This window comes from Sphingomonas desiccabilis, from assembly GCF_004135605.1.
Lineage (GTDB): Bacteria > Pseudomonadota > Alphaproteobacteria > Sphingomonadales > Sphingomonadaceae > Sphingomonas > Sphingomonas desiccabilis.
On the sequence record NZ_SDPT01000001.1, the window covers coordinates 1487651 to 1508132 of the forward strand.

At 69.3% G+C, this 20482-nt stretch carries 17 protein-coding genes and 1 tRNA gene; 11 read left to right on the plus strand and 7 right to left on the minus strand.

Features of this window, described 5'->3' with window-relative positions; all coding sequences use genetic code 11:
• Nucleotides 1-7: 7 nt before the first annotated feature.
• Genes EO081_RS07005 through EO081_RS07015 form a run of 3 tightly spaced genes read left to right on the plus strand, consistent with a single transcriptional unit; the run spans nt 8 to nt 3403 of the window.
• Nucleotides 8-1129 carry an NADH:flavin oxidoreductase/NADH oxidase gene (locus tag EO081_RS07005; RefSeq protein WP_129341131.1) on the plus strand — a complete coding sequence of 374 codons (1122 nt, stop codon included), beginning with the start codon at nt 8-10 and terminating at the stop codon, nt 1127-1129.
• The gene (locus tag EO081_RS07010) at nt 1126-1401 is read left to right on the plus strand and encodes a hypothetical protein (protein ID WP_129341132.1); all 276 of its coding nucleotides are present in this window, start codon (nt 1126-1128) and stop codon (nt 1399-1401) included. Before EO081_RS07005 ends, EO081_RS07010 begins: the two co-directional genes overlap by 4 nt.
• A gap of 49 nt (nt 1402-1450) precedes the next feature.
• Nucleotides 1451-3403 (plus strand): glycoside hydrolase family 84 protein, encoded by a 1953-nt coding sequence (locus EO081_RS07015; RefSeq protein ID WP_129341133.1) that lies wholly within the window; start codon nt 1451-1453, stop codon nt 3401-3403.
• On the opposite strand, the gene EO081_RS07020 is transcribed toward EO081_RS07015, so the two are convergent.
• Nucleotides 3400-4620, minus strand: a complete 1221-nt coding sequence (locus EO081_RS07020) for an ROK family transcriptional regulator (RefSeq protein ID WP_240697568.1) — start codon at nt 4618-4620, stop codon at nt 3400-3402. The genes EO081_RS07015 and EO081_RS07020 overlap by 4 nt on opposite strands.
• 373 nt (nt 4621-4993) lie before the next feature.
• Between EO081_RS07020 and EO081_RS07025 the strand changes: the two genes are divergently transcribed.
• Together EO081_RS07025 and EO081_RS07030 are read left to right on the plus strand one after the other, a co-directional pair.
• Entirely contained in the window at nt 4994-5899 is a 906-nt protein-coding gene (locus EO081_RS07025) for an ROK family protein (RefSeq protein WP_240697569.1), read from the plus strand.
• 78 nt (nt 5900-5977) lie between these two features.
• Nucleotides 5978-7204, plus strand: coding sequence for an NAD(P)/FAD-dependent oxidoreductase (locus EO081_RS07030; RefSeq protein ID WP_129341135.1), 1227 nt, complete (start codon nt 5978-5980; stop codon nt 7202-7204).
• A gap of 63 nt (nt 7205-7267) precedes the next feature.
• On the opposite strand, the gene EO081_RS07035 is transcribed toward EO081_RS07030, so the two are convergent.
• Nucleotides 7268-7344 (minus strand) — tRNA-Arg (locus EO081_RS07035).
• Nucleotides 7345-7427: 83 nt separating this feature from the next.
• On the opposite strand from EO081_RS07035, the gene EO081_RS07040 reads away from it, so the two are divergent.
• Nucleotides 7428-7919: a hypothetical protein gene (locus tag EO081_RS07040; RefSeq protein WP_129341136.1), complete on the plus strand. Its 492-nt coding sequence runs from the start codon at nt 7428-7430 to the stop codon at nt 7917-7919.
• A gap of 6 nt (nt 7920-7925) precedes the next feature.
• Here EO081_RS07040 and EO081_RS07045 read toward each other — a convergent pair whose 3' ends face one another.
• Both EO081_RS07045 and hemB read right to left on the minus strand, forming a co-directional pair.
• A complete protein-coding gene (locus EO081_RS07045; RefSeq protein WP_129341137.1) occupies nt 7926-10160 on the minus strand; it encodes a spermidine synthase in 2235 nt (744 codons plus the stop codon).
• 75 nt (nt 10161-10235) lie between these two features.
• Nucleotides 10236-11228, minus strand: a complete 993-nt coding sequence (gene hemB / locus EO081_RS07050; protein ID WP_129341138.1) for a porphobilinogen synthase — start codon at nt 11226-11228, stop codon at nt 10236-10238.
• Nucleotides 11229-11321: 93 nt separating this feature from the next.
• Between hemB and EO081_RS07055 the strand changes: the two genes are divergently transcribed.
• A complete protein-coding gene (locus EO081_RS07055) occupies nt 11322-12206 on the plus strand; it encodes a diacylglycerol/lipid kinase family protein (RefSeq protein ID WP_129341139.1) in 885 nt (294 codons plus the stop codon).
• On the opposite strand, the gene EO081_RS17175 is transcribed toward EO081_RS07055, so the two are convergent.
• Together EO081_RS17175 and EO081_RS17180 are read right to left on the minus strand one after the other, a co-directional pair.
• The gene (locus tag EO081_RS17175; protein ID WP_260153721.1) at nt 12198-12887 is read right to left on the minus strand and encodes a carboxylesterase family protein; all 690 of its coding nucleotides are present in this window, start codon (nt 12885-12887) and stop codon (nt 12198-12200) included. The two genes, EO081_RS07055 and EO081_RS17175, sit on opposite strands and share 9 nt — an antisense overlap.
• Complete coding sequence (locus EO081_RS17180) at nt 12820-13740, minus strand: carboxylesterase family protein (RefSeq protein ID WP_276319830.1); 921 nt, start codon at nt 13738-13740, stop codon at nt 12820-12822. Before EO081_RS17180 ends, EO081_RS17175 begins: the two co-directional genes overlap by 68 nt.
• Before the next feature lie 159 nt (nt 13741-13899).
• Here EO081_RS17180 and EO081_RS07070 point away from each other — a divergent pair, with 159 nt between their 5' ends.
• Nucleotides 13900-15051, plus strand: a complete 1152-nt coding sequence (locus tag EO081_RS07070) for a fumarylacetoacetate hydrolase family protein (protein WP_129341142.1) — start codon at nt 13900-13902, stop codon at nt 15049-15051.
• Nucleotides 15052-15084: 33 nt separating this feature from the next.
• Nucleotides 15085-15870: a D-xylose 1-dehydrogenase gene (xylB, locus tag EO081_RS07075; protein ID WP_183947839.1), complete on the plus strand. Its 786-nt coding sequence runs from the start codon at nt 15085-15087 to the stop codon at nt 15868-15870.
• 60 nt (nt 15871-15930) lie between these two features.
• Here xylB and EO081_RS07080 read toward each other — a convergent pair whose 3' ends face one another.
• Nucleotides 15931-17025, minus strand: a complete 1095-nt coding sequence (locus tag EO081_RS07080) for a LacI family DNA-binding transcriptional regulator (protein ID WP_129341144.1) — start codon at nt 17023-17025, stop codon at nt 15931-15933.
• Nucleotides 17026-17172: 147 nt separating this feature from the next.
• On the opposite strand from EO081_RS07080, the gene EO081_RS07085 reads away from it, so the two are divergent.
• Both EO081_RS07085 and EO081_RS07090 read left to right on the plus strand, forming a co-directional pair.
• Nucleotides 17173-19641, plus strand: a complete 2469-nt coding sequence (locus EO081_RS07085; RefSeq protein WP_129341145.1) for a glycoside hydrolase family 3 protein — start codon at nt 17173-17175, stop codon at nt 19639-19641.
• An 18-nt stretch (nt 19642-19659) separates the two neighbouring features.
• Nucleotides 19660-20454, plus strand: coding sequence for an SGNH/GDSL hydrolase family protein (locus EO081_RS07090; protein ID WP_129341146.1), 795 nt, complete (start codon nt 19660-19662; stop codon nt 20452-20454).
• Nucleotides 20455-20482 lie beyond the last annotated feature (28 nt).

Genomic DNA, 20482 nt, shown 5'->3' on the forward strand with positions numbered 1-20482 from the left:
AGTACCCATGGCCACCCCAGCGCTTTTCGCCCCCGCGAGCATCGGCTCGCTGAAGATGGACAACCGCATCGTCATCGCGCCGATGTGCCAATATTCCGCGGTCGACGGCTGCATGACCGACTGGCACCAGATCCACCTGGGGCAGCTGGCACTGTCCGGCGCCGGGCTGCTGACGATCGAGGCGACCGCCGTCGTCCCGGAAGGGCGCATCACCTATGGCGACGTCGGCCTGTGGGACGACGCGACCGAGGCGGCGATGGCGCGTACGCTGGAGAGTATCCGCCGCCACTCGCCGATGCCGATCGCGATCCAGCTGGCGCACGCGGGTCGTAAGGCATCCACCGAGGTGCCGTGGAAGGGCGGCGCCCAGCTGCCACCGGACGATGCCAATGGCTGGCAGACGGTTTCCGCCTCCGCGCTGCCGTTCGAGGCGCAGGAGAATGCGCCGACCGCGCTCGACCGGGCCGGCATGGACCGGGTGCGCGACGCCTTTGCCGATGCGGCGCGGCGCGCCGACCGGCTCGGCATCGACGCGATCCAGATCCACGCGGCGCACGGCTATCTGCTCCACCAGTTCCTCTCGCCGCTCTCGAACCAGCGCGACGACGACTATGGCGGCAGCCTGGAGAACCGCATGCGTTTCCCGCTGGAGGTGTATGACGCGGTGCGCGCCGCCTTCCCGGCGGACAAGCCGGTGACCGTGCGCGTGTCGGGCACCGACTGGGTCGAGGCCGGCTGGGACGTCGACCAGACCATCGCCTTTGCCAAGGCGCTGCAAGCACGCGGCTGCGGGCTGATCCATGTGTCGAGCGGTGGCCTCGATCCGCGCCAGCAGATCCCCGTGGGACCGAACTACCAGGTGCCGCTTGCCCGAGCGGTGAAGCAGGCAACGGGCCTCCAGGTCGTGGCGGTCGGGCTGATCACCGATTTCGAACAGGCCGAGGCGATCGTCGGTACGGGCGACGCGGACTATGTCGGCCTTGCGCGCACCATCCTCTATGATCCGCGCTGGCCGTGGCATGCCGCCGCCCATCTGGGAGCAAAGGTGCGCGCCGCGAACCAGTATCTCCGGTCGCAGCCACGCCAGTACCGAGCGCTGTTCGACTTCAAGGAGAGCGCAGAGTCATGATCGGGGAAGCCGGCCAGACAGGCACGCTGGAGCCATTGAAGGAAGGCCGCCAGCGCGCGGCCGTCTTCCTGAAGCTCGGGCGCCGCCGCGGCCTGAGCGCCACGCTGGAGGTGACCCCGGCGGGATTGCTCGCGATCGGCGGGCTGGTCTCCTCCATCCTGCTCTCGACGGCGGTGCTGGTACGGAGCGCCGTCGCCGCGAAGCTGCGGGCACAGGACCGCCGGCAAGAAGATCCTCCACGACCGGACGAGCAGAAAGCATCCGCCCTCTAGACAGGCGGCGCGCGATTTGAGACCTTTTGGGTACCATTCGGAGACCAAAGTGCCTCAGACCAGCTTCACGCGATCGCTCTTCCTTGCCACCGCAGCCGCGTCGCTGCTCCCCGCCGCCGCATCGGCCGCGGCCGCAGACACGCTTCCCGCGGTTTTTCCGCAGCCGGTGTCGATGCGCCTCACGGGCGCAGCGCTGGCGCTCGGCGACGAAGCGACGATCGTCAATGCGGAAGCGGCGGACGCCGAAACGCTGGCGCTGGTCCGCGGCGCGCTGGCAGCGGCCGGGGTGGAGACGATCACGACGGCTCGCGCGCTCCCTGCCAAGTCCCGCGGCACCGTGGTGGTGATCGGAACGAGCCGTTCGGCACCGGTTCGCAGCGCGGTCGCACGGCTCGGCGGCGCCTTGCCGGATCAGCGTGAGGGCTATGCGCTCCTGAGCGGCGCCAATGGCGACGGCGCGCTGGTCGTGCTCGCGGGCAAGGACGCAGACGGACTGTACTATGCGGCGCAGACGCTGCGGCAGCTGACCGCGCGCGGGACCATGCCCGCGGTCTCGATCGCCGACCGTCCGGCGATGGCGATCCGCGGCACCATCGAGGGCTTCTATGGTGCCCCATGGTCAATGGAGGACCGCGCCCGCCACCTCGACTTCCTCGGCAGCGTCAAGGCGAACACCTACATCTACAGCCCCAAGGACGATCCATTCGCGCGCGACAAGTGGCGCGAGGACTATCCGCAGGCGACGCTCGACGCCCTGAAGGGGCTCGTCGACCAGGCGCGACGCCACCACGTCCGCTTCACCTATGCCATCTCGCCGGGTCCCTCGATCTGCTACTCGCGGCCGTCCGACGTGCAGGCGCTCCAGCGCAAGTTCGACGTCTTCCGCGCGATGGGCGTGCGGTCCTTCTACATCGCGTTCGACGACATTGAATATACCAAGTGGAACTGCGACGAGGATCGCGCGGCACTGGGCGAGCCGGGCGAGCGCGCGGCGGGCCTCGCGCAGGCGACGCTGTCGAACACCATCTACCGCTGGCTGAAGACGAAGGACGGCGCCGACGCCGAACTGATGATCGTGCCGACGGAGTATTTCAACACGACCGAATCCCCCTACAAGGCGGCGCTCCGGCAGGTCGATCCTGCAGTGTTCGTGCAGTGGACGGGCACCGACGTGGTGCCACCGGCGATCTCGATCGGCGACGCCAAGGCGGCGACCAAGGCATTCGGCCGCAAGACGCTGCTGTGGGACAATTATCCGGTCAACGACTACGGCGAGTCCACCGGCCGCCTGTTGATGGCGCCCTATGCGCGGCGCGAGGCGGGGCTTTCGGGCGAATTGAGCGGGATCCTCGCGAACCCGATGAACCAGGAGGCGCCGAGCCGCGTCGCGGTGTTCGGAAGCGCCGCATTCGCCTGGAACGACCGCGGCTATGATGCGGACCGGGCGTGGAAGGCGGCGGCACGGATGCTGGCGTCGGGCGATGCCGCGACCACCGAGGCGCTGATGGTGTTCTTCGACGCGCAGCACCTGGCGCCGACTTTCGGCAGCCAGCCCTGGCAACCCTCCGCGCCCCGGTTGAAGGCGACGCTGGACGGGGTGGTCGATGCGCTCACCAGCGGCGATGCAGCGGCGCGTGAGGCGGCCCTGGAGCGGCTGAAGACGACCGCGGACGCACTTGCCACCGCCTCCGACACGATCCGCGCCGGAGTGGCGGACAAGGGCCTTCTCGCGCAGAGCCAGCCCTGGCTCGATGCGCTCCAGCTGTGGGGGCGTTCGCTCCAGGCGACCGCGAGAGGGCTTTCGGCCGCGAACCAGGGCAGCCCGCGCGCGTCCGGCTTCTTCGCCCAGGCACAGGCGCTCGCCGCCCAGGCGGAGAAATTGCAGACCATCCCCGGCACCACCCGGCCGCAAGGCAGTATCAAGGTCGCCGACGGCGTGCTCGATCGGTTCGTGGCCGAGGCGCCGTCGCTGATCTACGTGCCGGCGGCGACCGGCGGCTAAAGCGCCGTCACCACTTCCCTGGTGACCGAGACCGGCGTCTTCCACAAGGCGCCGGGCTTGGGCAGCAGGAAGTGGCTGAACGGCAGCACCGCCGCCCCGACCGCGGGCGCGTCTTCGGAAAGGGCGGCGCGCGCGACCGGCGCGATCGCCGGGAGCACGTCGGCCTGGTCCTGCATCAGGACGTTCACCCGCTCTGCAAGCTGCTCCACGAAGACGGTGGGGAGCCGACCCCCGACCAGCACCGTCGCCGGATTGATCAGGCACGAGATCGCCGCCATCGGCGTGCACAGCCGCCGCGCCGCCGCCTCGATCCACGCGCCGACGCACGCGGCCACTTCCGGCGCAAGCTCGGCCCCGTGCATGACGTCCGTGAGGCTGAAACCGGCGGCCTCCAGATGCCGCGAAAGACCCGAGAGGGAGACCAGGGTCTGCACCGTCTCGCGCCCGCCATTGCCATCGGGCGCCAGCATGAAGCCCAGCTCGCCGCTCCGCCCGTTGGCCCCGCGGACATAGGCTCCGTCCACCACGAAGCCACCGCCAAGGCCTGACGAGAGCAGCACGTAGAAGAAGCTGTTGTACTTCTGGCCGAGGCCCAGCTGCATCTCTCCGCTCGCCGCGGCCGCCGCATCGTTCTCGACGAAAACGGGCAGATCGAAGGGCTCCGCGAACAGCGACGCCATGTCGATCCCGTTCCAGGCGGCATATTCCGGAGGCCGCCCCGGAAGGTCGACCAGCTCCAGATCGTCCGGCACTGCCACGCCGATGCCGACGAGCTTGGACGGCGGGACCTCGGCGGACCGCAGCATGCGCTCGACCGAACGGACGTAGAGGGAACGGACGTGGTCGGGGAGCGCAAAGGCCACTTCTTCCGACACCCTGGCCAGGATCCGGCCGGAGAAGTCGACGAGCACGATGGTGATGTGGTCGCGGTCGATGTTGACGCCGATCGCGTAGCAGGCGTTGCGCCGCACCACGAGCTTCGTCGGGGGCTGCCCGCGCCCGCCACGGCGCTGCCCCGCCTCCTCGATCAGCCCGTCCTGGAGCAGGCGCCGCGTGATGTTGGCGATCGCCGGCGGCGTGAGCCCCGTGATCCCCGCAAGCTCGACGCGCGTGAGGGAGCCGCCCACCCGGATCGCGTGCAGCGTCACCCGCTGGTTGTGATCGGCAGCCCGCTCGAGATTGGTTCCGGAAAGTCGCGCACCAGAAGAGCCGTTCATCATGCGAAACGGCACCCGTCGAAATCACGAGGTGGCCACGCATGCCGGCACCGGATCGTCGCTGGGCGCATCTGCCTCTCCTGTTCGCCGGTTCACCGGCTGTGATCGGTAACACCGCATTAATGCAGCAGCCGGCGCGGGATACAAGCTTTGACGCGACAAAGGCAGGGGACGGCTGCATTGTCCGCTTCGCGCTTGACCGTTGAGTTACGAAAATTGATGTATTAATTCAGCCGTGCGCGGTGCGAACGGCGTGACGTCCGAGGGAACGGCGTCAGCAAAGGGAGAGATCATTCATGTTTCGGCTGACCTTGGTGGCGGCGGTGAGCCAGCCATCTTCTCCCGCGGCGGCGTTGCCATGGAAAGCCCGCGCGTGACGGCCGAAACCTCCGGCACCTCCGCGCTTCCGCTGGTCGGGATCGAGCTTGGCGGCACCAAGTGCATCTGCACGATCGCGCACGGACCCGACGCGATCCTCGACCAGCGCACGGTCCCGACGACCGTGCCTACGGAGACGCTGCCCGCGATCCTCGACATCCTCACCGAGTGGCATGGAACGCACGGATTCCGCGCGATCGGCATCGCCTCGTTCGGGCCGATCGACATCAACCCGCAGTCGCCGACCTATGGGCAGGTGCTGGCGACCAACAAGGCCGCCTGGCCGGGTGCGGATGTGCTCGGCACGCTGTCCGCCCCGTTCGACGTGCCGGTCGCGTTCGACACGGACGTGAATGGCGCCGCGCTTGCAGAGATCCGCTGGGGGTGCGCCCAGGGTCTCGACGACTTCGCCTATGTGACGGTCGGGACCGGCGTCGGCGTCGGCCTGGTGGTGCATGGCCGGTCGACGCGCGGCATCAGCCACAGCGAGATCGGCCACCTGCGCGTGCCGCGGTTGCCGTCGGACACGCTGAAGAGCGTCTGCCGGTATCATCCGGACTGCATCGAGGGGCTGGCTTCGGGCACCGCACTGGTCGCGCGACTGGGCGGCCGGTCGGTGGCCGAGGTGGCGAACGACGACCCGGTCTGGGAACCGATCGTCTCCGCGCTTGCGATCATGTGCCACGACCTCGTCTGCACGACGGGCCCGTTGCGCATCGCGATCGGCGGCGGCGTGCTGTCCGGCCAGCCCCACCTCCATGCCCGCATCGAGGCCGCGCTGCTGGAGAGCTTGGGCGGCTACATGCCGCTCCCGTCCGACGGGCCGTACATCGTGGCGCCGGCGCTGGGTGCGCTGGCGGGTCCGCTGGGCGCGATCGCGGTGGCGGCGACTGCCGGCTGACGGCAGGCGCCCGCCCTCTCCCAAAGTTCGTCGGCCGGGCTATAGGGCAGCCTTCTCACCCGGCCGGAGACCCCCATCGTGAACGACCGCTTCGACATCCTGATCGTGGGGGCCGGACACGGAGGGGCACAGGCGGCGATCGCGCTGCGCCAGCGCAAGTTCGCAGGCACCATCGCTATCCTGGGCGAGGAGCCGGAGCTGCCCTATGAGCGGCCGCCGCTTTCGAAGGAGTATCTCGCCGGCGAAAAGCCGTTCGAGCGGCTGCTGATCCGTCCGCCTGCCTTCTGGGAAGAGCGGGCGGTGACGATGCGGATCGGACGGCGCGTCGTAGCGGTCGATCCGGACGCCCGCAGCGTCGCGTGCGAGGATGGCACCACCATCGGCTATGGCACGCTCATCTGGGCGGCGGGCGGCCATGCCCGGCGACTGAGTTGCACCGGTCACGACCTCGCCGGCGTGCACTCGGTACGCAGCCGTGCGGACGTGGACCGGCTGATCGACGAACTGCCGAGAACCGCGAAGGTGGTGGTGGTCGGTGGCGGCTACATCGGGCTGGAAGCGGCGGCGGTGCTGTCGAAGCTCGGCAAGCGGGTAACGGTGCTGGAGGCGCAGGATCGGGTTCTCGCACGCGTCGCCGGTGAGCCGCTGTCGCGCTTCTACGAGGCGGAGCATCGCGCCCATGGCGTGGACGTCCGGCTGGGCGTGCGGGTCGCCTGCATCGAGGAACGGGACGGCCGGGCAGCCGGCGTGCGGCTCGCGGACGGAGAGATACTGCCGGCCGACATGGTCATCGTCGGCATCGGCATCGTGCCGGCGGTCGAGCCGCTGATGGCGGCGGGCGCCCGCGGCGGCAACGGCGTGGCGGTGGACGCGCACTGCCGCACCTCGTTGCCGCATGTCCATGCGATCGGCGACTGCGCGCTCCACGCCAACCCCTTTGCCGACGGGCTGCCGATCCGGCTGGAGTCCGTGCAGAATGCGCACGACATGGCCACGACCGCCGTGCGCGCCATCCTCGACGATCCCGCGCCCTATCATGCCGTTCCCTGGTTCTGGTCGAACCAGTTCGATCTCAAGCTGCAGACGGTGGGACTGTCGGCCGGTCACGACGCGGCGGTCCTGCGCGGCGATCCGGCGTCGCGCAGCTTTTCGCTGGTCTACTTGCGCGAATGCCGGGTGGTGGCGCTCGACTGCGTCAACGCGACGCGCGACTATGTGCAGGGCCGTGCGCTGGTGATGGCGGCAGCAGTGGTGGCCCCCGCGAGCCTCGCCGATACGGGTACGCCGCTCAAGACCCTGGCGTAGCGCTGACGCTTCCGGCCAGAGACACAAAAGCCCTGCCGGGCTGATGCCTGGCAGGGCTTTCGATGGCGCGCCCGGAACGATTCGAACGTCCGACCCTCAGATTCGTAGTCTGATGCTCTATCCAGCTGAGCTACGGGCGCCCGGTGGAGGTGGCCTAATAGGCGCGGCTTTTGGGGGACGCAAGCCCGTTGCGCAGTTTTTCTGCACGACCTAGACCCGCCGCATGCGCAGCCCCGTTCTACCGCTCGTCGTCCTTCTTCTCGCATCCGGCTGTGCCGAGCAGCGTGGGGATTTCCCCTCGTTGCTGCCTCGGGCGATCGAGCAGCGGAGCGACGCCGAGCCGGAGCGCCCCGTGCCGGTCGCGACCGCCGATCCCGCGCTGGACGCACAGATCGCGAAGCTGAGTTCCGCAGTCGATGCGGCGGACGCCGGCTTCCGCAAGGCGGCCGATCGCGCCGAGCAGCTGGCACGCGCCGCCCGCGGCGCGGCACAGGGCAGCGAGCGCTGGCTCGACGCGCAGACGGCGCTGGCGGAAGTGGACGTCGCTCGCAGTGAGATCCAGCAGCCGATCGCGGAACTGGAGCGGCTGGCGATCGACCGGGCAACCGCGGGCGAGCCCACCTACCCTGCCCTCGACGCGGCGTTGAAGAGCGGGCGCGAGCGCGGCGACGCGCAGGTGCAGCGGGTCCGGACGATCGAGGCGCTGCTCGCCTGACCGGGGCTAGTCGGCGTCGATCGTGACGCCGCGCAGAACCGGTACGATCGACGCATAGTCGTCGGTCCAGGGCGCAAGACCCGGCTCGCGACGGAGGGACCGCCACCCGGCGTCCGAGCCGACGAGGCGGCCGAAGCTCTCGCCGCGACCCAGCACGATCCACTCCGACGCGGTCGCCTCCTGCCCCGCCTCTTCCTCGGTCGGGAAGTAGTTGAAGGCGGCGGCCTTCCAGCCGGTACCGACGATGGTCGCGGCAACCACCTGTTCCATCGCCAGATAGCGGTTGGAGGTGTGCAGCAGCAGCAGCCCTTCGGGGGCGAGCACGCGCGCATAGGTCTCGAACGCCTCGCGCGTCATGAGGTGCAGCGGCACCGCGTCGGACGTGAAGGCGTCGAGCACCAGCAGGTCCAGATCGCCGCTCCGCTCGTCGCCGAGCGAAAGCCGCGCGTCGCCGAGCTTGATGTCGGCGCCAGGCAGGCAGCGATCGAGGAAGCTGAAGCGGCGGGGGTCGCTCGCGATGCGCACCACGGCCGGGTCAATCTCGTAGAAGCGCCAACGCTGGCCCGGACGGGCGTAGCAGGCGAGCGTACCGGTCCCGAGGCCGACCACGCCCACGCGGGCGTGGCTTCCGAACAGCGCGGGAAGCGCGCGCATCGCCTGGCCGACGCCCGAGCCCGGGACGTAATAGGTGGTCGGCTGTCGCAGCCGCGCCTCGCTGCCGAGCATCTGGACGCCGTGGAGCGTCGTGCCATGGGCGAGGTCGCGCGCACCCGGTCGGTCGGTGATGGTGTAGACCCCGAAGTAGCTGCGCGTACGCGCCCCCGGAATCGCCGACAGGCGCAGCGCATCGTACACGCCGAACAGGAAAAGAGCGCCTGCCAGGACGCCGGCAAACACCGGCCGCACTCCGATCGCGAACAGCCCGAGCAGCGCGAGCGCCACAAACACGATGCCCTGGCGGGTCCCGCCGGTCACCACCGTGGCGTGATGGTCCAGCCCCAGCCAGACGGCGGCGGCGGCCGCAGCCAGCATCGCCACCGCGATGATCCGGCGCCGCATACGCCCGCCCTGCCAAAGCCGGGCGGTGATCGGGAGCAGGAAATGCTGGGGCGCCAGCACCCCGGCGGCGAGGATCAGCAGCGGGAACTCATAGGTCCAATCGAACAGCACCGGCGCCAGAAGGCCGGCGAACGCGCCGCCCAGCGCGCCACCCACCGACATCGCCAGATAGAAGCCGGTGAGCCGCTCCGGCGCAGGACGGTTCTCGTACATGCAGCTGTGGAGGGCAACCGACACCACGAACAGCAGCAGCAGCGCCATTGCGGCATTGAGCACCGGGTTTCCATGGTGGCCGGCAATCACCACGCTACCGAACACCAGCACTGCCACCGGGGCATAGCGGGTAAGAAAATTGGCGAGCCCCCGCCGCGCGGCGAAGGCTACGGTGAAGCTCAGGAGATAGAGGCCGAGCGGGAGCACCCAGAGCAGCGGCACGGCGACGATATCGGTGGTCAGATAGCTCGACGTCTCGATCATCAGTCCCGAAGGCACGAACGCGAGCGCGATCCACCACCACAGGCGGCCTCGCGTCGGGGCCGGACTGGTCAGCGGCGCACGGCGAGCAGCGGGGCCGCTGCGCGGCAGCAGCAGCGCGCAGGCGAGCACCAGCAGGACCAGGAAAAGGTAGCCAGCCGTCCAGAGCCGGCTTTGACCCGCCAGCGCGAGCTTGGGCTCGACCAGCAGCGGATAGGCGAGCAGCCCGGCGAAGCTGCCGACGTTGGAAGCGGCGTAGAGCGCATAGGGATCCCGCCCGCCGGTCGCCGCCGAGTACCAGCGCTGCATCAACGGCGCCTGGGCCGAGACGGCGAAGAACAGCGGCCCGATCGACGCGCCGAGCAGCCAGGGAACCCACAGCCCCGGCTCCGCGCCGGCCGGCAGGCGCATCGCCGACAGGCCGATCGGGAGCCAGAGGGCGGCGACCGCCAGCACCCCGAGGTGCGTCAGCGCCTGCGTACGGGGTCGGCGATGGGCGAGCCAATGCGCGTAGGCGTAGCCGCCGAGCAGCAGCGCCTGGTAGACCAGCATCGCCGAGTTCCAGACGGCGGGGGCGCCACCCAGCCGCGGCAACGCCATGCGCGCGACCATCGGCTGCACCAGGAACAGCAAGAACGATCCCGTCAGGATCGTCAGCGCGAAGAGCGCGCGCGCAGGACCGGGCCGCGGAAACGCCGGCTGAGTCACCGCCGTGCCCCGGGCAACAGGTCGATTCCGGTGCCCCGGCCGGCGCTTCGGGTACGCAGACGCACGCGGTTCAGATCACGCGCCGAGCAATCGGGCGGCGTGCGCCGCGTGATAGGTGAGAACACCAGTGCAGCCGGCGCGCTTGAACGCCATCAGCGTTTCCAGCACCAGTGCGTCGCGGTCGCCCGCGCCGACTGCGGCCGCTGCCTCGATCATCGCGTATTCACCCGAGACTTGGTACGCGAAAACAGGCACTTCGAAGGTGCTCTTCACGCGAACGATGATATCGAGATACGGCAGCCCCGGCTTCACCATCACGCTGTCGGCGCCTTCGGAAAGATCCAGCGACACCTCCCGCAGCGCCTCTTCGGCATTGGCGGGGTCCATCTGGTAGGTCTTCTTGTCCCCCTTCAGCAGCCCGCGCGAGCCGACCGCATCGCGGAACGGCCCGTAGAAGCCGCTCGCATATTTGGCGGCATAGGCCATGATCTGGACGTTGTGGTGGCCGTCGCCCTCGAGCGCGTTCCGGATCAGACCGACCCGGCCGTCCATCATGTCCGAAGGTGCGATGATGTCGGCCCCGGCGCGTGCCTGCGCCAGTGCCTGGCGGACCAGCTGCTCCGCCGTCGCATCGTTCATCACATAGCCGCGATCGTCCACCAGCCCGTCATGGCCGTGGGTCGTGTAGGGGTCGAGCGCGACGTCGGTCAGCAGCCCGACTTCGGGGACCGCATCCTTGATGGTCGCGATCGCGCGGCACATCAGATTGTCGGGGTTGTACGATTCCTCCCCAAGATCCGTCCGCAGCTGCGAGGGCGTGTTCGGAAACAGCGCGAGGCACGGGATGCCGAGATCTCGCGCCTCGCGGGCGCGTTCGACCAGGCCGGACATCGACCATCGCGACACGCCGGGCAGCGCGGCGACGGGTTCCTCCCCTTCCCCTTCCGTGATGAACAGCGGCCAGATGAGGTCCGCAGGGGTCAGCACCGTTTCGGCATGCAGCCGGCGGCTCCAGTCGGCGGCACGGGCACGGCGAAGGCGAAGGGCGGGATACGCAGCGATAGACATGCCCCGCTGTGTGGGCCAAGCTCCGGCGGTGCGCAAGCGCAGGCCACGCAACCCCGCGTGCATCCGGCGGCCCCTTTTGCGCGTTGAGGGTGCATGGACAAGATCCGCTCGGCCGCGCTGGTCGTCAACACGCAGTCCCGCACCGGGCAGGATCAATTCGACCAGGCGTGTGCCGCGCTGTCCAGCCTGCCCTTTGACGTGGCGCCGCATCCCGTCGAGGATCCGAAGCGGTTGCAGGAGACGGTGGAGCGGGCGATGGCCGCGAGGCCGGACCTGCTGATCGTGGGCGGCGGCGACGGCACGATCAGCAGCCTGGTGGACCATCTGGTCGGCAGGGACACGATCCTGGGCGTGCTGCCGCTCGGCACGGCCAACAGCTTCGCCCGCACCCTGGGCATCCCGCTGGAGATCGAAGGCGCGGTCGAGGTGCTGCGAAGCGGCACGCCGCGGCAAATCGACTTGGGAATGATCGATGGCGACTATTTCGCCAATTGCGCGGCGATAGGGATCTCGCCCCAGATCGCGAGCACCATCCCGCACAAGCTCAAGCGCTGGCTGGGGCGGGCCGGCTATCTCGCCTGGGCGACGCTGCAATTCGTCCGCTTTCGCCCGTTCGAGCTGGTGATCGGCGAAGGTGCGGACGCCAAGCGGCTGTCGGCGACGGAGGTCCGCATCTCCAACGGCCGGTTTCACGGCGGGGTCGAACTGATCGAGGAGGCGCGGCTCGACAGCGGGGAGATCATCGTCCAGGCGGTGGCGCGTAACGGTCGCCGCGGGCTGCTCCGCAACTGGGGCGCGACCGTGCTGGGGCTCGACTCCCGCCGCGACGACACCGTCACCTTCCATGCCCGCGAACTGCGGATCGCAACCCATCCACCCTTGCCGATCTCGATCGACGGCGAGGTGCTGGCCAAAACGCCGGTCACGGCCCGCATCGCCGCAGGCGTGATCCGGGTGATGGCGCCCGCGTCAGCCTAGGCGCGCCTCCCAGAAGTCGCAGCCGTAGCGTTCGGCGAAGTCGGTCTCGGCACGGTCGCCTTCGGGGGCGAACACGCGCACGATCGGCGACGTCCGGGTGAACTGCGGCCAGTCCTCCATCGCCTCGCCTCGCGCAAAGGCGCCCCAGGCATCGCGAATCCGTCGCGCGAGCGCAGCCTGCGCAGGGGTAAATCGCGCCGGGTTGGCGAGCACCCAGCGGGTGCCGAACACATAGGCGAGTTCCCCCGCATGATAGGCGCGCAGCGGCATCGGCGCCCAGGGATGCGGGATGGTGAAAGGCGCGCCGGCGTCGTCGAAGCGATAGCCATATACCGGGGAGCGGCCGGCAAGCAGGCGCCGCATGCGATCCGCAGGATGCGCGAACCGTGCGTCGGTGAGGATCGCGGCGAAGGCAAGCTGCGCCTCGAGACGCGTTTCTGCCGGATAGCGGGCGAGCACTGCATCGGCATCGCTGCCCCAGTCCGCCCGCACGCGCGCCGCGAAATCGGCGCGGCTGCGGATGGCGAGCCCGAACAACCGCCCTTCGTCGCTGTTGGTGCCCACGATCGCAGGGACCTGCTGATACCGCCCGTCCGCAAAGGCACGCGCCGGCTCATGCGGGATCACCGACCCGCCCCACACGGGGCCCCAGCTTTCCGGGCCTAGGATCCCGCGCCGCATAGGCGCGGCGCGCGCGATTTCGGCCGCGGAGAGCGCGCGCAGGCGTTCGAGCGCGTAGGGTCCGCGCGCGTCCGTCGGCCTCCGCCTCTGCGGCTGCCACGACGGAGAGCGGGTCCACCGCCGCGCCGCTCTGGAGGATCGCACGGTGGAACAGCCCCGCGGCGCCGGGGGAGAGCATCTGGTAGGAGGTGCTCCACGCCCCCGCGGACTCGCCGAACAACGTCACCTCTCCTGGGTTGCCACCGAAGGCCGCGACATTGTCGCGCACCCAGCGGAGTGCCGCCTGCTGATCGAGAAGACCGAAATTGCCCGAGCCGCCATCGGGTTGCTCGGCAGCAAGTTCGGGATGGGCGAGGAAGCCGAACGCCCCCATCCGGTAATTGGGTGCGACCACCACCACCTCCTGCTCGGTCGCCAGCAGGCTGGGATCGTAGTTGTCCGCGGCACCGATCGAAAAGGCGCCGCCGTGGAGAAAGACCATCACCGGCCAGCCGCCGATCGGCGCACCGCCCGGCGGGGTGTAGACGTTGAGATACAGGCAGTCCTCGCTCCCGGCGACCGGGGCCAAGCGCCCGTAGCCGACGCTCTGGACCGCAGGCGAGCCGGTGCGCGTGGCGTCGCGCTCGCCCTGCCATGGCTGTGCGGGTCGGGGTGCCCGCCAGCGGAGCGACCCGACGGGGGGCGCGGCATAGGGAATGCCCAGGAACGCCCTGCCGTGCGCCGCCGCGACGCCGGACAAGGCACCGGAGCCGATCCGAACCGTTTCCCGTCTTGCATCCGGCGCCTCGACCAGATGAGAGACACGCCCGGGATAGACCAACTCGCCCTGGAGCAACGACAACAGACGCTTCACTCTCATGGCGGCAAGCTGGGCCGTTCGCGCACGCACCGCAAGAGCCTCGGCTGCCGGCGTGCGGCCGCGCCGGAACCGGGGGATCGTCTCCGATCGCCGACGGTCACTTGACGGCGCGCAGGCCGTTGGACGATACCGCTAACAAGGGACGGAGAGGAAATGACCGAAACGCAATCATCCATTTTGGGCGCGCTGCCGGCTGACTGGCGCAGTGCCACCTTGCTCGGCCGCATCGATCGCGGCGACGGCCCCTCCCCCGTCCTGGTCAAGGACGGCATCGTCCATGACATGGCGCGCGTAGCACCGACCGTGTCGGCACTCGTCGCACAGGGCGTGACGGACCAGGCTGGCGGCGAAGCGATCGGCGAGCTCGAGACGATCGGCCTTTCCCCCGCTGCCGATGCGGCCGTGCGACTGCTGAGCCCCATCGACTTGCAGTGCGTGAAGGCAGCGGGCGTGACCTTCGCCGTCTCTGCGCTGGAGCGGGTGATCGAGGAAGGCGCGCGGGGCGACCATGCGCGCGCCGCCGAAGTTCGCACGCGCCTGGAAAGTGCACTGGGGGGCAACATCCGCTCGGTGGTGCCGGGGTCTGACGAGGCTGCGGCGCTCAAGGAGGCGTTGATCGCCGACGGCCTCTGGTCTCAGTATCTGGAGGTCGCGATCGGGCCGGACGCCGAGATCTTCACCAAGGCACCGGTGCTATCCACCGTGGGCTGGGGCGCCGAGGTCGGTGTCCGATCCGATTCGACCTGGAACAATCCCGAGCCCGAGGTCGTGCTGCTGGCCGACGCGAACGGCCGTGCGGTCGGCGCGACGCTGGGCAACGACGTCAACCTGCGCGATTTCGAGGGTCGCTCGGCGCTGCTGCTCGGCAAGGCCAAGGACAACAACGCGTCCTGCTCGCTCGGGCCGTTCGTCCGGCTGTTCGACGACGGCTTCGGCATCGACGACGTGCGTGCGGCCGAAGTGACGCTGCGAATCGAGGGCGCCGACGGCTACACGCTCGACGGCTACAGCACGATGCGCGAGATCAGCCGCGACCCCGAGACACTGCTCGCCCAGGCGATGAGCGAGCACCAGTATCCGGACGGGCTGGTCCTGTTCCTGGGCACGCTGTTCGCGCCGACCCAGGACCGCGACGCGCCGGGCCGTGGCTTCACGCACAAGGTGGGCGATCGGGTGACGATCGCGAGCGCCCGGCTGGGCACGCTGGTGAACACGGTCACCACCTCCAAGGCGGCAGCGCCCTGGAGCCAGGGCATCGGTGCCCTGATGCAGAATTTGGCGCAGCGCGGCCTGCTCGCCCGCTGAGCGCCGGCAGAACATCAGTCGAAAAGGATTCGCGTGTTGCAGCAAACGAGTACGGCCGAACGGCGGGCGATCTACCCGAGCCTGAAGGACAAGCGGGTGATCGTCACCGGAGGCGGCTCGGGGATCGGCGAAGGGCTGACCGAGGCCTTCGTGGCCCAGGGTGCGCGCGTCGCCTTCGTCGACATCGCCCAGGAAGCGAGCCAGCAGCTGGTCGCGCGCCTTTCCCAGGACGCGGCGCATGCCCCGCGCTTCTTCGGCTGCGACCTGACCGACATCGCGGCGCTGCGCGCCTGCTTTGCGGAGATGGAAGCGGAACTCGGCGGCGTCGACATCCTGATCAACAATGCCGGCAATGACGATCGTCATACGGTGGAACAGGTCACCCCGGAATATTGGGACGAGCGGCTGGCGGTGAACCTGCGCCACCAGTTCTTCGCCGCGCAGGCGGTGGCTCCGGCGATGAAGCAGAACGGCGGCGGCGTGATCCTGAACTTCGGTTCGATCAGCTGGCACCTCGCGCTGCCCGAACTGGTACTCTACCAGACCTCCAAGGCGGCGATCGAGGGGCTGACGCGCAGCCTGGCCCGCGACCTGGGTCGCGAGAACATCCGCGTGAACACCATCGTCCCCGGCAACGTCCAGACGCCCCGGCAGGAGCGCTGGTACACGCCCGAGGGCGAGGCAGAGATCATCGCCGGCCAGTGCCTGAACGGCCGCATCCAGCCGACGGACGTCGCAGCCCTGGTGCTGTTCCTGGCGTCCGACGATGCCCGGATGTGCACGGGCCACGACTATTTCATCGACGCCGGCTGGCGCTGAAGCGCGATCGAGCGGATGGTACGGGAGGGGCCTGGATGCGAAGCGCCCGGGCCCCTTTTTTTATCGCTCGGCGCCAACCACCACGCGGGGACGCTTCCGCGGCGAGGCGTCGGACTGGCGCCGGATCAGAGTGTAGTCGAGGACGAGCCGGCGAGCCGGCTCCTCGTTTCCGGCGCGGCGAGCCCGGATCCGTTCGGCAAGCAGGTCCACTGCGGCACGCGACATGTCGGCGATCGGCTGATGGATCGTGGTGAGTTCCGGCCAGATGGTGGTCGCAAGCGCGCTGTCGTCGAACCCGCAGACCGTCAGGTCGCCCGGCACGTCCAGCCCGCGGCGGTGCGCCACCGCAACCGTGGCTGCGGCCATGTCGTCGTTGCTCGCGAAGATCGCCGTCGGCTTCATCGGCAGGTCGAGCAGGGTCTCGGCCGCGTCGAGGCCAGACCGGTAGGTGAAGAGCGCCGCCACCTCGAGCGCCGGATCGTGCGGGATGCCCGCTTCGGCCAGGGCGGCGCGATACCCCTCCAGCCGCAGCGCGCTGGCGGTCTGATTCGGATTGCCGATGATGAAGCCTATGCGGGCATGGCCGAGCGACAGCAGGTGCCGCGTCATCGCCTGGGCGGCGGCGCGGTCGTCGATCGAGACCGCCGTGGCGTCCCCCGGCGGTTTCCCGGTCGCCACCACCACGGTCGGAACGCCCTCTTCCGCCAGATAGTCCAGCACCGCGCGCGAATCGCACAGCGGAGGAGGCAGAATGATGCCGTCGATTCCGGCGACGAGCCGCTGAACGACCCGGCGCTCGTCGCCGTCGCCTTCGCATTTCTCGACCACCAGCTGGATGTCGCTGCGCCCGGCCTGGTCGAGGCTCCCGACCAGGAACTCGCTGAGATAGGCCGAGCTGGGGTTGCTGTAGAGCAGCGCCATCCGAAGCTGCGCGGCCCCCGCCAGGCTACGCGCCGCCCGGTTGGGCGCGTAGTTGAGGTCCGAGATCACCTGAAGCACCGTTTCCCGAGTGGCGTCCCGGACACTTCCTTCGCCGTTGATGACGCGCGAAACCGTCATGGTGGAAACCCCGGCACGCGCCGCGACGTCCGAGATCGTCGGCGCGCCGCTCTGGCGAGCGCTCCGCGCCCTGGGTTTCCTGTTGCTCTCTCGCATATTGCGGCTGATGAAGCATTTGCGGCAGCCGCCGCCAAGCCCGCAAAGGGCCGCGAGCGAAATAATTTCAAATGGCGCACGCGAAGTCCAAATAACGGGACTCGCTGCGCCGATCAGCCGATCACGACAACAGGGAGGGAGAGGTAGATGAACAGGGTCTCGACGCTGCGTGGACTGCTCGCCGGTGTGGCGATCTTCGCGACTCCAGTGGCGGCACAGCAGGCGACCCAGCCTGCTCCCGGGCCGGAGGCGAGCATTGCGCATCCCGATCGCTGGCCCGCCGCCAAGAGTCCCGACCTCGTCGATCCCGCCACCGAAGCGTTCGTCACCCGCCTGATGGCGGCAATGTCGCTGGAGGAGAAGGTCGGCCAGATGATCCAGGCCGACACCAGCGCGATCACGCCAGAGGACCTGCGCCGATACCCGCTGGGAAGCATCCTGGCCGGCGGCAGTTCACCGCCGCTGGGCGCCCCGGATCGCTCCCCGGCAGCGCCCTGGGTCGCGACCAGCCAGGCGTTCAACAAGGTCGCGCTGGAGAAGCGCCCCGGCCACGTGCCGATCCCGCTGATGTTCGGCATCGATGCGGTGCACGGCAACAACAACGTCGTGGGTGCGACCATCTTCCCCCACAACAGCGCGCTGGGCGCGATGCGCGATCCCGAGCTGATCCGGAGGATCGGTGCGGCGACGGCGGCCGAGACGGCGGCGTCCGGATTCGACTGGGCGTTCGGACCGACGCTGGCGGTGCCGCAGGACGATCGCTGGGGCCGTGCGTTCGAAGGCTATTCGGAGGATCCCGCGCTGGTTCGCTCCTATGCCGGCGCGATGGTGGAGGGACTGCAAGGGCGCAGCAAGGCCATGGGCGGTGGCAAGGGGCCGATCCAGCAGGGCCATGTTTCGGCGAGCGTGAAGCACTTCCTGGGGGACGGCGGCACGGCCAACGGCATCGACCAAGGCGACACGCAGGTCGACGAGGAGACGCTGATCCGGATCCACAACGCCGGCTATCCGGCCGCGGTGAACGCCGGCACGATGACGGTGATGGCCTCGTTCAGCAGCTGGAACGGCGCCAAGATGCACGGCAACAAGTCGCTGCTGACGGAGGTACTGAAGGGTCGGATGGGCTTCGACGGCTTCGTGGTCGGTGACTGGAACGGCCACGGCCAGATCCCGGGCTGCACCAACGCCGACTGTCCCGCGACCTTCAACGCCGGGCTCGACATGGCGATGGCGCCGGACAGCTGGAAGGGCTTGTTTGAGACCACCGTCGCGGCGGCGAAGGACGGTCGCATCCCGATGGCGCGCATCGACGACGCGGTCCGCCGCATCCTGCGCGTGAAGGCGAAGCTGGGTCTGTTCGACCCTGCACGTCCCTATGAAAAACGGGCGGACGTGTTCGGATCGGCCGAGCACCGCGCGGTTGCACGCGAAGCCGTGGCCAAGAGCCTGGTGCTGCTGAAGAACACCGGCGTGCTGCCGATCAAGGCGAGCGCGAACATCCTGGTCGCAGGCGACGCCGCCGACGACATCGGCCGCCAGTCCGGCGGTTGGACGCTGAGCTGGCAGGGCGACGGCAACACCAACGCCGACTTTCCGAACGGCCAGTCGATCTATGCCGGCATCGCCCAGGCGGTGAAGGCGGGCGGCGGCGTCGCGACGCTGAGCGCGGACGGCAGCTTCACGAAGAAGCCGGACGTCGCGATCGTGGTGTTTGGCGAAATGCCGTACGCAGAGATGCGGGGCGACGTTCGCACGCTGGAGTTCCAGCCGGGCGACAAGCAGGCGCTGGACCTGCTGAAGAAGCTCAAAGGCGCCGGCGTGCCCACCGTGTCGGTGTTCCTCTCCGGCCGGCCGATGTGGGTCAATCCGGAGATCAACCAGTCGGATGCGTTCGTCGCCGCCTGGTTCCCGGGTTCCGAGGGCGCGGGCGTGGCCGACGTGCTGATCGGCGACCGCAACGGGCGGCCGCGCCGCGATTTTGCGGGCAAGCTCGCCTTCAGCTGGCCGAAGACCGCAGGGCAGTTCACCCTCAACAAGGGTGCCCCCGGCTATGACCCGCTGTTCCCGTTCGGCTACGGCCTCTCCTACGCGCGCGGCGGAACGGTACCCCGGCTGGCCGAGGTCGCGGGCGTGGACGCGAGCCTGGGCAACACCAGCCTGTATTTCGCGCGCGGCCAGGTGCCGGCGCCGTTCAAGCTGGCAGCCGACGCAGGCGTCACCGTCGCAGCCGTCGACGGCCCGCAGACCCAGGAAGGCGCGCGCCAGTTCAGCTGGGCCAACGCAGGAACCGTGCGGATCACCGGGCCGGAACTCGACCTGACGCGGGAGACCAACGCCGACCTGCTGCTGCAGGTGACCTACCGCGTCGGCGCCCCGGCGACGGGGCCGGTGACGCTGGGCTTCGGCGCCGGCCGCATCGACGCACGGAGCCTGTTCAGCGCGGCAGGCGCCGAGTGGCGGACGGTGCGGGTGCCGCTCAAATGCTTCCGCGACAAGGGAGCCGACGTGGCCAAGGTGGGCGAAGTATTCTCCGTCACCGGCAGCGCGCCGCTGCGCTTTGCGGTCGCCGACCTACGGCTGGTGACCGATCCCGCCGGCGCCGTCTGCCCGAACTGATCTTTGCGGAGACCCGTGATGCTATCTGCTGTCCGTCTGTTCCTGGTGCCGCTCCTCCTGGCGGCACCTGCCTCTGCCCAGGTAAAACTCCCGGGCGACCCCCATGCGAGCGATCCGGTGGGCATCGTCGCGGACCCCTGCCCCAGCCGTGCCGAAGAGACCGATCCTGCGGGGCGCGACATGCGCAAGCTGCACCAGGTGACACGGGACTGGGCGCAGCTGTGCCGCTACCACCGCGACAATGCTGCGGTTCGGGGGCAGCCGGTCAGCGTCGTCTTCATGGGCGACAGCATTACCGACGGCTGGATCAAGGGCGATCCCGACTTCTTCAAGGAGGGGCGCATCGATCGCGGCATCGGGGGGCAGACCACGCCGCAGATGCTGCTACGCTTTCGCGAGGATGTGATCGCGCTTAAGCCCAAGGCCGTGCACATCATGGCGGGCACCAACGACATCGCCGGCAACACCGGGGCTGCGACCATGGCGATGGTCCAGGGCAACATCCAGAGCATGGCCGAACTGGCGCGGGCCAATGGGATCAAGGTGATCCTGGCCTCGATCCCGCCGGCTGCCGCCTTTCCATGGAGCCCCGACAAGCGTCCGGCACCGCAGATCGCGGAAATGAATGCCTGGCTAAAGCGCTATGCGGCAGCGGAAGGCTTCACCTACGTCGATTATCACCCGGTACTCGCAACCGCCGAGGGCGCTATGAAGCCGGGATTCGCGAACGACGGGGTGCACCCGACGCCGGCCGGCTATGCGGCAATGCGACCGGTGGCGCTGGAGGCGATCCAGCGAACGCTGGGGAAGTGAGTTCGCCGACCGGGTGAAGGGGCCGCCG